The organism is Streptosporangium subroseum (assembly GCF_900188345.1).
Taxonomy (GTDB): Bacteria; Actinomycetota; Actinomycetes; order Streptosporangiales; family Streptosporangiaceae; genus Streptosporangium; species Streptosporangium subroseum.
Window position 1 is genome coordinate 47211 of the sequence record NZ_FZOD01000016.1, and the last position, 13679, is coordinate 60889.

The 13679-nt window shown below is 70.0% G+C and carries 9 protein-coding genes; 3 read left to right on the forward strand and 6 right to left on the reverse strand.

What is annotated here, in order from left to right; translation table 11 throughout:
- Positions 1 to 256: 256 nt before the first annotated feature.
- The 5 genes from CHC08_RS17990 to CHC08_RS18010 all read right to left on the reverse strand — a co-directional run bounded on the left by CHC08_RS17990 (position 257) and on the right by CHC08_RS18010 (position 8857).
- Positions 257 to 2935, reverse strand: a complete 2679-nt coding sequence (locus tag CHC08_RS17990; protein ID WP_245878390.1) for a putative bifunctional diguanylate cyclase/phosphodiesterase — start codon at positions 2933 to 2935, stop codon at positions 257 to 259.
- Positions 2936 to 3192: 257 nt separating this feature from the next.
- Entirely contained in the window at positions 3193 to 4101 is a 909-nt protein-coding gene (locus CHC08_RS17995; protein ID WP_089208457.1) for a 2-hydroxyacid dehydrogenase, read from the reverse strand.
- A gap of 54 nt (positions 4102 to 4155) precedes the next feature.
- Positions 4156 to 6297, reverse strand: coding sequence for a VanW family protein (locus CHC08_RS18000; protein ID WP_089208458.1), 2142 nt, complete (start codon positions 6295 to 6297; stop codon positions 4156 to 4158).
- Between the two features lie 209 nt (positions 6298 to 6506).
- Complete coding sequence (locus CHC08_RS18005) at positions 6507 to 7178, reverse strand: response regulator (RefSeq protein ID WP_089208459.1); 672 nt, start codon at positions 7176 to 7178, stop codon at positions 6507 to 6509.
- Positions 7175 to 8857, reverse strand: a complete 1683-nt coding sequence (locus CHC08_RS18010; protein ID WP_245878391.1) for an ATP-binding protein — start codon at positions 8855 to 8857, stop codon at positions 7175 to 7177. Before CHC08_RS18010 ends, CHC08_RS18005 begins: the two co-directional genes overlap by 4 nt.
- A 172-nt stretch (positions 8858 to 9029) precedes the next feature.
- Here CHC08_RS18010 and CHC08_RS18015 point away from each other — a divergent pair, with 172 nt between their 5' ends.
- The 3 genes from CHC08_RS18015 to CHC08_RS18025 are packed head-to-tail and all read left to right on the forward strand — an operon-like array spanning position 9030 to position 12025.
- The gene (locus CHC08_RS18015; protein ID WP_089208460.1) at positions 9030 to 9992 is read left to right on the forward strand and encodes a tripartite tricarboxylate transporter substrate binding protein; all 963 of its coding nucleotides are present in this window, start codon (positions 9030 to 9032) and stop codon (positions 9990 to 9992) included.
- The gene (locus tag CHC08_RS18020) at positions 9992 to 10528 is read left to right on the forward strand and encodes a tripartite tricarboxylate transporter TctB family protein (RefSeq protein ID WP_089208461.1); all 537 of its coding nucleotides are present in this window, start codon (positions 9992 to 9994) and stop codon (positions 10526 to 10528) included. Before CHC08_RS18015 ends, CHC08_RS18020 begins: the two co-directional genes overlap by 1 nt.
- Positions 10529 to 12025 carry a tripartite tricarboxylate transporter permease gene (locus CHC08_RS18025; protein ID WP_089208462.1) on the forward strand — a complete coding sequence of 499 codons (1497 nt, stop codon included), beginning with the start codon at positions 10529 to 10531 and terminating at the stop codon, positions 12023 to 12025.
- Positions 12026 to 12099: 74 nt separating this feature from the next.
- Here the strand turns inward: CHC08_RS18025 and gatB are convergent, their stop codons facing one another.
- Positions 12100 to 13605, reverse strand: coding sequence for an Asp-tRNA(Asn)/Glu-tRNA(Gln) amidotransferase subunit GatB (gene gatB / locus CHC08_RS18030; RefSeq protein WP_275937184.1), 1506 nt, complete (start codon positions 13603 to 13605; stop codon positions 12100 to 12102).
- Between the last annotated feature and the right edge of the window lie 74 nt (positions 13606 to 13679).

Consider the following 13679-nt stretch of genomic DNA (forward strand, 5'->3'; position numbering starts at 1 on the left):
CCACGGTGATGCTGCATGCCTCTACCTTGGCCGACGGAGCGTCTCCACGTCAAATTCATGGGACACATATCTCAGAGTCCGAGATACCAGATATGGGCGCGAAAGCCTGTCCCATATGAGAAAGCGGAGGTGACAGGCCCCCAGGTCCCCTGGTTCCCGAGCCTCCCCCGGTCCCCAACTTCCCAATCCGGACGAGTCTGGCACGAACCGTCGGGTTCCGGGCGGACGGATCACCCGGGCGGACGGATGGACGTCGTCAGACGCCGCTGTGCAGGCTGGAGAGGCTGGTACACATCAGGGCGTCGACGCCGCGCGCGGCCATCGGCCGCGCGACCAGGAAGCCCTGGCCGCGGGTGCAGCCCATCTCCCGCAGCAGCTCCAGCTGCTCCGGCCGCTCGATGCCCTCGGCGACCACGATCAGACCCAGGTCGTGACCGAGCCGCACGATCGTCCGGGTCAGCAACGTGAGGGTCTCGTCGCCGCCGAGACCGGACACGAACGACGGATCAATTTTGATCATGTCCACCGGGAGCTGCCGCAGCAGGGCCAGCGAGGCGTAGCCGGTGCCGAAGTCGTCGATGGCCAGTCGTACGCCGAGCCTGCGCAGCTCCGAAAGCCGGGTGATGGTCTCCTCGGCGTCCTCGACCAGCATCTCCTCGATGACCTCGAGGGTCAGTGCGCTGGGCGGCAGGCCGCTCTCCGTGAGCGCCGACTCCACGGTCTCCACAAAACGCGGCGCCATGATCTGCCGGGACGACAGATTGAGCGAGAGCCCGATGTCCCAGGAGGAGGTGCGCCAGGCGGCCACCTCCCGGCAGGCCTCACGCAGGATCCACTCGCTGAGCGGCACGATCAGGCCGGTGTCCTCGGCCGGGCCGAGGAACTGCTCCGGCGGCACGAACGTGCCTCCCCGCACCCAGCGGACCAACGCCTCGACCGCGGTGACGCGCGAGGTGGCCAGGTCCACCACCGGCTGGTACTCGATCGCGAACTGGTTCTCCAGCAGCGCCCGCTGCAGGTCGGCGGCGAGCTCCAGGCGGCGCACCACGTCGGCGTGCATGTGCGCGGCGAACACCTCGACCCGGCGCCCGCCCAGCTCCTTGGCCCTGGCCATCGCCACGTCGGCGTTGCGGATCAGGTCCGCGGAGGACACGTCGTCGTCGGCGAAGGCCACTCCGACGCTCGCGGTCAGCGCGATGTCACGGTCCGCCACCCGGAACGGCTCGGACGAGACCGTACGGACCAGCCGCTCGGCCAGGTCCACCGCCGTCTGGGCGTCCACCGCCGACTCCAGCAGCACCGCGAACTCGTCACCGCCCCAGCGCGCCAGGGTGTCGTCGGCCCGCACCGTGGCGCGGAGCCTGCGAGCCGCCTGGCCGAGCAGGTAGTCGCCGCTGGCGTGGCCGACCGAGTCGTTCACCGCCGTGAAGCCGTCCAGGTCCAGGAAGACGACGACGGCGCTGCTCGCGCCGGGACGGACCAGCACCTCCCGGGTGCGTTCTTCGAAGTAGGCCCGGTTGGGCAGTCCCGTGACGCCGTCGTGGAAGGTCAGGTGGGCGACCTGGTTGCGCAGGGCCTCCTGGTCGCTGATGTCGCGCGTGGTGATCAGCAGCAGTTCCTCGCCGCGCACATGCCGGGTGGCCACCGACTCGGTGGGCCGCCAGGTGCCGTCGGACGCCCTGACCCGGCAGGCGACCATGCAGGTGCCCGGCCCAGGGGCCGGCTCCTCGTCCAGGCTCATCGCGCGCAGCGCCACCTGGATGCCGGGCACGTCCTCGGGGTGGATGTAGTCGAAGATCTTCCCGCCGATCAGATCCTCGGGGCGGTAGCCGTACGTGGTCTCGACACCTTCGCCGATCTCCCGCACGACGCCGTCGTAGTCGCACATCAGGACCACGTCCCCGGTGCTCTCGGCGAGATCGTGCAGCTGCCGCTCTCCGAGGTCGACCAGGCGCCGCATCCGGCCGGTCTCCACCAGCATCAGGAACAGGCGCACCGCCAGGAGCCCGACGATCGACGCGGACACCGCGGCCAGGACCTGCACCGGCCCCTGCATCCTGCCCTCGATCACGCGGAAGAGCACCACGCCCGTGGCCACGACGACAAGGAGCAGCGGCACCGACGCGATCAACGAGGACGTGCTCTCGCGGACGGACAGCGTGCCCGGTTCGTCGTCGCCCTCCTCCGAGTCCGCCACCCGCGCCGTGCGGTCGCTCCACGGGACCGCCGCGAGCAGCAGGAAGGCCGCGGGGGCCAGCCACACCCAGGTGAGCGAGGGCGCGGCATCGCTCACCCTGGTCAGCGCGGTGGCCATCTCGGCGATCGTGATGGCGGCGAGCACGGCCAGCGCGGCCAGCCCCACCGGCCAGGCGGATCTCCGGATCGGCACCACCGCTGGACCGACGACACACGTGAGGATCAGGCAGAACAGCGGCGAGGCGAAGGTGACCGCGAAGTCGCCCGCGTCGCCGGCCTCGCCGTAGACCGGGGCCAGTAGAAGCACCCAGGTGATCACGAAGACCGAGGCGGCGCACACGTAGCCGTCGGCGAGGTCACGCAGCAGCGCGTGCCCGTACGCGGGCCGGGTGGCGCAGAGGGCGGTGCCGACGGCGATCATGGCCGTGCCCACGAGAAGCATCAGGTCGGCGAAGGTCACCACGAAGGGCGTGCCGTCCGCGAGCGGCCGCACGCCGATCCCGACCAGCCAGGTGAGCGAGCCACCCGCCAGCCATCGCCAGGCCATCGCCCTGCGCCGGTCGGCCACCCTGGTCGCCGCGGTGAACAACGAGATCGCGGCGGTCGTGGCGGCGATGAAGCCCGCCACCGCCCCGACGACCACGGCGGAAGCGCCGCTGACAAACGCGGCGACGAGCCCCACCGCACCGATGCCGGCGGCGGCGGTCAGCGGTACCCGGGGGTCACGCCAGCGGATCAATGTCGTCTGCCCATCGGTGTCGATTCGTCTCGCTGCTGCAGCATCCCTTTATTCGCTGCGCTCGCGTTGCCGTTGCCGACGCATCATCCTCCGCGCCCGCAACGCCACATGGTCAGTGTGTGCCGTTCCGCCGGTCTGAGTGGTGACAACGCCATAGTCGTCACCGATCTGATAACCACGCGGACGATAACGATCGCAGTTATCGACCGTACGCACCCCAGGTCACGAGGTAGCCACGGTCCGGATTCCTTTGCTGGTCAGTAGGAATCCGTGATCACATTCTTCAGCGCCTCCCCCGCGAGGTAGCGCAGGAGCTGCGAGCGGAGCAGCTTCAGCATGCGCCTTTCCGAGGCCGGACTGCTGCCCGCGACATGCGGAGTGATGAAAACTCCCGGCGCCGTCCAGAGAGGATGGCCCGAGGGCAGCGGCTCGGGATCGGTGACGTCGAGCGCGGCCAGGATCCGGCCTTTCCCCAGTTCGGCGACGAGCGCGTCGGTGTCCACGACCGTTCCCCTGGCCGCGTTCACCAGGACGGCGCCGTCCTTCATCGCCGACAGGAAGTCCGCGTCCACGAGGCCGACGGTGGAGGGGGTGGACGGGACCAGCAACACCACCACGTCCGCCCTGGGCAGCAACTCCGGCAGCTCGTCCTGGCCGTGCACGTTCGCCCGCGCGGTCCTGGCCACCCGGACGACGTTCACCTCGAAACCGTCCAGCCGCCGTTCCAGGGCCTCGCCGATCGAGCCGTAGCCGATGATCAGCACCGTGGAGTCGGCCAGCACGCCGGTGTGGTGGTAGGTCCACTCACCGTCCCGCTGCGCGGCGGCGAACCCCGGGAACTCCCGCAGCACGGCGATCATGGCTCCCACCGCCCACTCCGCGGTGCCCGCGTCATGCACCCCTCGCGCGTTGCACAGCGTCACGCCCTCCGGCAGATGAGGCCGGTAGAGGTCGACACCGGCCGTGACCGTCTGCAGCAGCCGCAGCCGGGGCATCCGGGCGAGCAGCTCCGGGAGCCGCGCCACCGGGAGCAGCGGCGGGACCCAGACCTCGACCTCCTCCGCTCCTCGCGGTACGGCTTCCGTGCCGTCGTAGACGGCGCACTCCACATCGGGCAGATCGCTCAGCACATCGACGGCGGCTTTGGAGGGGACCCAGATCTTCATGCCTGCATTATCCAGCCGCGCCATCCACGAGATCATCCTGGCGCGGAGGCGGGTCTACTGATCGACGACGGTGTCCGCGGTGTCGCCGTCATCGGAGGCGTCCACCGCGCCGGGGATGTCTGCGGTGTCGGCGGTGTCGGCGGGGGTGGTGGCGGCGGGCACGCACTTCAGGTCCGTCTCCGGACGGTAGACCGTGGTCTCCTTGACCCGCTTGATCTCCTTGCCACCCTGCGCGAAGACGCGCCAGACGTCGATCGTGAAGCCCGGCTGACCGACCATGGCGATGCAGCTGGGGCTGCTGTCGGTCTCGCTCTTGAACGGGGTGATGTTGTAGCGCTCGGAGGGGACCGACGTGATGTCGTAGCGCTTGGTGCTCCAGAAGGCGACCGTGACCGAACTGCTTGAGAAGGAGGTCTTCACCAGCACGCCGTACTTGGAGTCGTTCTTCCAGCGGAAGTCGGGCTCGGGCCAGGAGACCGTGGACTCGCGGCCGGCCGGGTAGCGGGAGATGTAGAACTCGTGCGCCACGTGCTGGACGTCCTCGAAACCACCGAAGTAGACGGCGTTGTACATGGTGGTGACGAACTGGGAGATGCCGCCGCCGACCGAGTCGATCAGCCGGCCGCCCTGGATCATCGGGGCCGGGACGAAGCCGCGGGCCGTGTCGCGCTGGCCGATGACGCCGTTGAGCGAGAAGGTCTCGCCGGGCTTGACCAGGTAGCCGTCGAGGAGCTTGGCGATCGTCTGGATGTTGGTCACCCGGGGAAGGCAGCAGTCGTACGGCGTGGTGAACTCGCTGACCTTCTCCTTGATGCCGAGCCCGCGGGCCTCGGCCTCGGAGATCCGCGGCTGGACGGTCGCGAGGGTGACCGGGATGGTCCGGCTGCCGCCCTGGGTGACCATCTCGGCCACGTCGCCCGCGAGCTTCTTGTCGTCGATGCCCTTGCCCTTGTGCCCGGGAATCAGCTTGGGCTTTCCGGCGACGATCTGGAAGGTGGGTTCGCGGGGGGCCAGGGACGGGTCGACGAGGTTCTTCTCCACGGTCGCGATGGCGCTTCTGGCGTCGAACGACGGGCTCATGCCACCGGAGTCGTCAGGCTCGAAGGACAGGTGCGCGGCGAGGGTCTCGACCGGCAACCGGGCCTGCTTGCCCGCGTATGTCAGGGTGACGGGACCGGACAGGGCCTTGTCCGCGTCGGCCGCGGCCTTCTTGACCACATCCGCCGTGACCTTGGGCTTGATCACCGAAACCGGCAGCCGGACCTCGGCCTCGGGGCCGAGGAACGCCTTCCTGATGGCGCCGCCGGCGGCCTCCTGCTCCAGGATGCGGCCGTCCTGGGGCGTCACGACGACCGGCTTGACGCCTTCGAACGTCACCTTGCCCTCGCGGACCTTGACATCGATCTTCTTGGCCAGGGACTTGACCGCGCTCTCCAGAAGATCGGAGTCGACCGAGATCTGAGGCTCCAGCAGGAGGGTGCCGGTGAGCGCCCGCCAGACCTCCATGGGTGAGGGGAAGTCACTGGGCGCCTGGTCGATGGTGGCGACGACGTCGAACTCCAGCCCGGCCTTGTCGGGGTCGATGTCGTATTTCTTGCCCGCGGCCAGAAGCGTCATCTCGCGGGAGGCCTTGTCCGCCAGCTGCGCCCTGAGCTTGTCGGCCGCCTCCGTCGCGGTCAGCCCGCCGATGTCGATGTTCTGGACCCGGGTGCCGGGGAGCATCTTGCCCGACATGACGACCGCGGGGATCGCGTAGGCGAGGCCCGCGAGCAGCAGGACGGTCACGACGACGAGGACGAGCGTCCGGCTCCGGCGGCGGCGCGGAAGCGGCTCCTCGTAGCGGAGGGGTTCGAGTTGCGGGGAGCCGCCGCCACCGCCGGGCATGAGCCCGGGCTCGTCACGGAGGGAGCGCTGCGGAAGGGCGCGCTCAGGCGGGGCGGGCATCTGCCAGGGCTGCGACGGCTGGGCCGCGGGCGGCAGCCCGGGCGATCCCCCCGCGGGGCCGGCGGGCCCGGCGGGAGAGCCGAAACCCGAGGAGCCGAAGATGTCGGGTGAGACGCCCGGAGGAAGTCGCGATCCTCCCTGGGGTTTCACACCGCTGGGGCCGCGAGCGCCCGGTGGGACGGGACGTGAGGGCTTGGGTATCGCCTCGAAGGGATCCGTCGGCGGGTCGATCGACGCTCCGGCGTTCCGCACGGCCTCCGTCTCCTCCTACTTCGCAGCTTTTATCTCTGGCAACCCTAAACCACAACCGTCAGACAACGTCCGCAAAGCAATAACAATTGACTGCCTCCCCCGACTGGAACCGGGTGATCCCGGTAACCGAATCGTGGTGTCGCTCCCGGCGGCCGGCCCCCGGCACGCGAGGCCGCACGAACAGCACGGTCGCCACCCGAGGTTCGCGATCATCCCGTCCAACGGTAGCGGTGTTCGGGCCGTCCGGCGGTACCGTAACGCGGCCGGAGCTCCGCCTGTCCCACCGCGCACAGGTGTTCCAGGTAGCGGCGGGCGCTGACCCGGGAGAGGCCGGTGAGCACGGCGGCCTCGGCCGCCGACAGATCCGTGCCGCTCGCCTTGAGCGCGTCGGCGACCAGGGCGCACGTGGGGGCGGACAACCCCTTGGGCAGCGGCGGCGGCCCTCCCTTGGCCAGGCCGAACAGGCTGTCGACCTCGTCCTGGCGGGCCTCGGAACCGATCCTGGCGAGCCGCCTGCGGGTCTCGGCGTACTGTTCGAGACGTTCGGTGAGGGCCCGCGCCGTGAACGGCTTGATCAGGTAGTTCACCGCACCGCCGCGCATGGCCGCCCGGACCGTGGTCACGTCGCGCGCGGCAGTGATCATCAGGACGTCGACCGGGTGGGAGGCGCCTCGGAGCGCCGTGAGCACGTCGAGTCCGGACATGTCGGGCAGGTAGATGTCGAGCAACACCAGGTCGGGGCCGTGCACGGCCACCCCCGAGATCGCCGCGCCTCCGGTGTGCACGGCGTCGACCACCGTGAATCCGGGCACCCGCGCCACGTAGCCGCTGTGAATTCTGGCCACCATGAAGTCGTCGTCCACCACCAGCACGCGAATCACTCCGGCGTCCCCAGCCTCGTGGCCTCGCCCTGCCCGGCCACTCCCGCGGTCTCGCCGCCTCCGGTGTCCCGGGCGCTCCGGACAGGTTCGCCGGCCGCCGTGCCCTCACCCGTGGGCAGCAGGGCGGTGAAGACGGCGCCGCCCGCGTTGTGCATCCGCACCCAGCCACCGCGGCGCGCGCAGGCCTGGCGGGTCAGGGCCAGGCCGAGGCCACGCGGTCCCGCGTGGGCGACCTTGGTGGTGAACCCCTCGCGGAACACCTCGCCGGCCAGGTCGGGGGTGATCCCGGGACCCGAGTCGCCGACCCTGACGTGCAGGCCGTCCGTCTCGGTGCGGACCGAGACCTCCACCGTGCCCCCGGTCTCCTGAAGCGCGTCCAGGGCGTTGGCGACCAGGTTGCCGACGACCAGGACCGCGTCGTGCGGGTCGCCGAGCATGCCCTCCTCCACCCGGGAGTCATCGGAGAGCACCAGGGACGCGCCCCGCTCGGCCGCCTCCGCGGACTTGGCCAGCAGCAGCGCGGCCAGCGTGGGGTCGGCGACCTTCTCCCTGATGCCGGACGCGTGCCGGCTGTAGGCCTCGGTGGTCTGGGTGATGTAGCTGACCGCCGTCTCGTGCTCGCCGAGCTCCAGCAGGCCGACCACGGTGTGCATCCGGTTGGCGAACTCGTGGGCCTGGGCGCGCAGCGCGCCGGTCGTGGTGCTGGCCTGGTCGAGCTCGCGCGCCAGCCGTACCAGCTCGGTCCGGTCGCGCAGGGTGACCACCCAGCCGCTCTGCTGCTCGCGGACCGCCACCGGGGTGCGGTTGAGCACCAGCACCCGGTCGCGGTGGAGCACCACCCGGTCGTCACCGGAGTCCACGCCGTCCAGCACGTCGCGCATCCGGTCGGACAGGGGCATCTCCCGCAGGCCCCGTCCGACATCGTGCTGGGAGAGGCCGAGCAGGTCGCGGGCCGCGTCGTTGATCAGCGTCACCCTGCTCTGGAGGTCCAGGGCGAGCACCCCCTCCTTGACACCGTGCAGCACGCCCTCGCGCTGTTCGAGCAGGGCCGCGATCTCCCTCGGCTCCAGGCCGAAGGTCTGGCGGCGGACCCGCCGGGCGATCAGCGCGGTGGCGCCGGATCCGGCGAGGAGTACGGCGAGCACGGTCCACAGCAGCGGCGGCAGCGCCTCGCCGAGCTGGTCGGCGACCGTTCCCTCCAGGACGCCGACCGAGGTCAGGCCGATGATCTTCCCGGAGGCGTCGAAGATGGGGGCCTTGCCGCGCACCGAACGGCCGAGGGTGCCGGTCTGGATGCCGGTCCAGGGGCGGCCGCTCACCAGTATCTCCGAGCCGTCGGTGGAGAGCTTCTTGCCTATCAGGGCCGTGTTGGGATGCGCGTAGCGGATCTGCTCGCGGTTGGCGATCACCACGTAGTCGGCGCCGGTGGCCGCCTGGACCCCCGCCGCGATCGGTTGCAGGCTGAGCTCGGGCCTGGCCTGGCCAAAGGCCTCACGCACCTGGGGCAGCCCGGCCACGGACTCGGCGATCGCCAGTGCTCGCTGCTGGTACTGCTGGTCGAGCTGGTCGCGGGTGTGCTCCACCCAGACGCCTGCCGTACCACCGACCGCAAGAAACACGATCACCATCTGCAGAAAGAACAGCTGGGTGCCAAGCGAGGCGTTGAGTAGGCGTCGCACGAGTCGGCTCCCTGGTCAGGGGACCTTATGAAAGCAGCCCGAGATAACAACGGGGTCGCGGCGGCCATGACCAATACGACCGATACGACGGCAAGCACGCAAAGCATCGACACCGTGATCGCTTAGCCTCAGCATCCTCACCACGCTTTCTTTATGTTGTTGGGAGTTAACGATGCGTCTTCGGAGACTGGCGGCCCTCGCTGCCCTGTCCCTCGCCCTCACCGCGTGCGGCTCGGGTGGGGGATCCGACGCGAACGCGCTGAGGATCATGGCTCCGGCCGCGCCGGGAGGCGGCTGGGACCAGACCTCCCGCATCGCCGAGCAGGCCTTCAGGTCGGTCGACCAGTCGCGCAAGGTCGAGGTCTACAACGTGCCCGGCGCGGGCGGCAGCATCGGCCTGGCCCAGCTCGCGGGTGAGAAGGGCAACGGCGACCTGCTGATGACCATGGGCCTGGTCATGGTCGGAGCGCTGGAGCAGAACAAGTCGAAGGTCACCCTGGCCGACACCACTCCCATCGCGAAGCTCACCGAGGAGTACGAGATCGTCGTGGTTCCGGCGGACTCGCCGTACGCGACGCTGGCCGACCTGGTGACGGCGTGGAAGGCCGACCCGGCGAAGATCGCCATCGCGGGCGGCTCCGCCGGGGGCACCGACCACATCGTGGCGGGCCTGATGGCCAAGGCCGGTGGCATCGACCCCAAGTCGGTCAACTACATCGCCCACTCCGGCGGCGGTGAGGCGCTCAACGCCCTGCTGGGCAACAAGGTGGCGATGGGGATCTCCGGCATCGGGGAGTTCGCCGAGCACGTGAAGTCCGGCAAGCTGCGCGCCCTCGGCGTGAGCTCGCCGGCCCGCCTCGGCAACGTGGACGCCCCCACGCTGAAGGAGGCCGGCCTGGACGTCGAGCTCGCCAACTGGCGGGGCTTCGTCGCGCCCGGCGGCCTGGACGACGGGGCCAAGAAGAACCTGACCGACCTGGTCACCAAGATGCACGACTCGCAGGCGTGGAAGGACGCGGTGACCAAGAACGGCTGGGCCGACGTCTTCCAGACCGGCCAGCCGTTCGCCGACTTCCTCACGGCCGAGCAGACCAAGATCAAGGCTGTCATCGCGGAAATGGGTCTCGTCTCCTGATGTCCCTCCCCGAAGAGCCGGGCGGCGCCACCGATCGTGGCGCCGATCCGGCGTACTCCTGGCGACGGCCCGAACTCGTCCTGGCCCTGGTCGTCCTCGCGCTGGGCGCTTTCGTGATCGTGGGCACCGCGGACGTCACCGCGGCGGGCTCCACGTTCGGGCTGGGGCCCCGCTTCTTCCCGATCATCGTCGGCTCGGCGCTGCTGCTGATCGGGCTGTTCTACGTGCTCGACGTGGTCAGGGGCGGCCGTGGCGACCCCGAGCAGGCCGAGGACGCCGACACCGACGCGCCGGCGGACTGGCGGACGGTCGTGCTGGTCAGCGTGATCTTCCTGGCCTTCGCCGGGCTGCTGGACCTGCTCGGCTGGATCATCGCGGGCGCGCTGCTCTTCTTCGGCCTGTCGGTGACGCTCGGCGCCGAACACCGGCTCCGCGCGGGCGTGGTCGCCGTCGTGCTGTCCACCCTCACCTACCTGGCCTTCGTCAAGGGCCTGGGCGTGACGCTGCCCGCCGGGCTGCTCTCCGGGGTGATCTAGATGGATTCGTTCCAGCTGTTGATGGAGGGGTTCGCGACCGCGCTGACCCCGATCAACCTGATCTACGCCCTGATCGGCGTCACCCTCGGCACCCTGGTGGGCGTGCTGCCCGGCATCGGCCCGGCCATGACCGTGGCGCTGCTGCTGCCGATCACCTTCAGCGTCCCCCCGGCGAGTGCGTTCATCATGTTCGCCGGGATCTACTACGGAGGCATGTACGGCGGGTCGACCACCTCGATCCTGCTCAACACTCCCGGCGAGAGCTCCTCGATGATCACCGCGCTCGAGGGTAACAAGATGGCCAAGCGGGGCCGGGCCGCCCAGGCTCTCGCCACCGCCGCGATCGGCTCCTTCGTCGCGGGCACCATCGCCACCGGACTGCTCGTCGTCGCGGCGCCGCTGGTGGTGGACTTCGCGATCTCCTTCGGCCCCGAGGACTACTTCGCCCTGGCCATCCTGGCCTTCACGGCGGTCTCGTCCGTGCTGTCGCGTTCGGTCGTGCGCGGGCTGGCGTCCCTGGGGGTCGGCCTGGTCATCGGACTGATCGGCATCGACCAGCAAACCGGGCAGGCACGGCTGACCATGGGGGTTCCCCAGCTGCTCGACGGCATCGACGTGGTGATCGTCGCGGTCGGCCTGTTCGCGCTGGGCGAGGTGCTCTACGTCGCCTCCCGGCTACGGCACGGCGAGCCGGAGGTCGTCCCGGTCGGCCGGCCGTTCCTCGGCCGCTCCGACTGGTCCCGTTCCTGGCGGCCGTGGCTGCGCGGCACCGCGCTCGGCTTCCCGTTCGGGGCGCTGCCCGGCGGTGGCGCGGAGATCCCGACGTTCCTGTCCTACACGGTCGAGAAGAAGCTGGCCCGCGGGGTCACCCGCGAGGAGTTCGGCAAGGGCGCCATCGAGGGCGTCGCCGGTCCCGAGGCGGCCAACAACGCCTCGGCCGCGGGCACCCTCGTCCCGCTGCTCACCCTGGGCCTGCCCACCTCCGCGACGGCCGCGATCCTGCTCGCCGCCTTCCAGCAGTACGGACTGCAGCCGGGACCCCAGCTGTTCGACCACAACCCGGCGCTGGTCTGGGGCATGATCGCCTCGCTGTTCATCGGCAACACCATGCTGCTGGTGCTCAACCTGCCGCTCGCCCCCCTCTGGGCCCGGGTGCTGCACATCCCCCGTCCGTATCTCTACTCCGGGATCGTGCTGTTCGCCGCGCTCGGCGTCTACGCGCTGAACTCCTCCTGGGTGGACATGGTCATCCTCTATGTCCTGGGCGTGCTCGGCTTCGCGATGCGCCGCTTCGGCCTGCCCATCGCCCCGGCCGTGATCGGCCTGATCCTGGGGCCGATGGCCGAGGTCCAGCTCCGCCGGGCCCTGGCCATCGGTGCGGGCGACGTGACGGTCCTGGTCAGGAGCCCGATGGCCGCGGTGCTGCTGGCGGTGGCGCTCCTCGCGCTGTTCGCGCCTCTCATCAGGAAGCTGGCCGCCCGCCGCATCACCGGCTGACGCCGGGCCCATCACGCGAAACGCTCGGCTGGGGCATCCCAGCCGAGCGTTTCGATCAAACCAGCCGGAGTGAGTTACTCGGAGACGCCGAGCTTCTCCAGCAGCAGCTCCCGGGCCCGGCCCGCGTCGGCCTTGCCGCGGCTGGCCTTCATGACGCCGCCGACCAGGGCGCCGACAGCGGCGATCTTGCCGCTGCGCACCTTCTCGGCCGCGTCGGCGTTGCCCGCCAGGACCTGGTCGATGATCGCCAGCAGCTCGCCCTCGTCGTTGACGATCTGCAGACCGCGAGCGGCCACCACCTCGTCCGGGGAGCCCTCGCCGTTCAGCACGCCCTCCAGCACCTGCCGGGCCAGCTTGTCGTTCAGCGCTCCCCCGGCGACCATCGCGCACACCCTGGCGATCTGGTCCGGGGTGATCAGCAGCTCGCTGAGCGGGATACCGGCCTCGTTGGCGCGGCGGGACAGCTCGCCCATCCACCACTTGCGGGCGTCCGCGGGCGGGGCTCCGGCGGCGACCGTCGCCTCGACCAGGCCGATGGCGTCGTTGTTGTGCATCGCCTCCATGTCCAGGTCGGACACGCCCCACTCCTGCTGGAGCCGCTTGCGCCTCAGGCGCGGCAGCTCGGGCATCGCGGCCTTGAGCTCGGCCACCCACGCGACGTCGGGGGCGATCGGCACCAGGTCGGGCTCGGGGAAGTAGCGGTAGTCCTGCGCCTCCTCCTTGGACCGGCCCGAGGTGGTGGTGCCCGTGTTCTCGTGGAAGTGGCGGGTCTCCTGGATGATCCGGCCGCCGTCGGCCAGGATCGCGGCCTGACGCTCGATCTCGCTGTGGACCGCGCGCTCGACGCTGCGCAGCGAGTTCACGTTCTTGGTCTCGGTGCGGGTGCCCCACTCCGAGGAGCCGCGCGGCATGAGGGAGACGTTCACGTCGCTGCGCATGGAGCCCTCCTCCATACGCACGTCGGAAACGTTGAGCGTGCGCAGAACCTCGCGCAGCTCGGTGACGTAGGCGCGGGCGACCTCGGGGGCGAGCCTGTCGGTCCCCGGGATCGGCTTGGTGACGATCTCCACCAGCGGGATGCCCGCGCGGTTGTAGTCGACGATCGAGTAGTCGGCTCCCTGGATGCGGCCGGTGGCGCCGCCCACGTGGGTGGACTTGCCGGTGTCCTCCTCCAGGTGGACGCGCTCGATCTCGATCCTCACGGTTTTGCCGTTCACCTCGACGTCGAGGTAGCCGTCGAAGCAGAGCGGCTCGTCGTACTGGCTGATCTGGTAGTTCTTCGGCATATCCGGATAGAAGTAGTTCTTCCGGGCGAAGCGGCACCATTCAGCGATCGAACAGTTCAGGGCCAGGCCGATGCGGATCGTCGACTCGATCGCCTTGACGTTGGCCGTCGGCAGCCCTCCGGGGAGCGCCAGGCAGACCGGGCAGACGTTGGTGTTCGGCGGCGCGCCGAACTCGGCCTGGCAGCCGCAGAACATCTTCGACGCCGTACCCAGCTCGACGTGCGTCTCCAGCCCCAGCACCGGCTCGAAGCGCTCCAGCGCCTCGTCGTACGGCATCACCGTGTCAGTGCTCACTGTCGTTCACCACTCCTCTTTCGCGACTCTTTCGCGACTCTTTCGCTATGCGGAGTGCTCGTTCGTCGCACGCC

What these genes read in the sequence shown, in the direction of transcription:
- CHC08_RS17995 (WP_089208457.1), bottom strand. Translation starts at nt 4,101, where the DNA reads ATGAAGATCTGGGTCCCCTCCAAAGCCGCCGTCGATGTGCTGAGCGAT.
- CHC08_RS18015 (WP_089208460.1), top strand. Translation starts at nt 9,030, where the DNA reads ATGCGTCTTCGGAGACTGGCGGCCCTCGCTGCCCTGTCCCTCGCCCTC.
- CHC08_RS18020 (WP_089208461.1), top strand. Translation starts at nt 9,992, where the DNA reads ATGTCCCTCCCCGAAGAGCCGGGCGGCGCCACCGATCGTGGCGCCGAT.
- CHC08_RS18025 (WP_089208462.1), top strand. Translation starts at nt 10,529, where the DNA reads ATGGATTCGTTCCAGCTGTTGATGGAGGGGTTCGCGACCGCGCTGACC.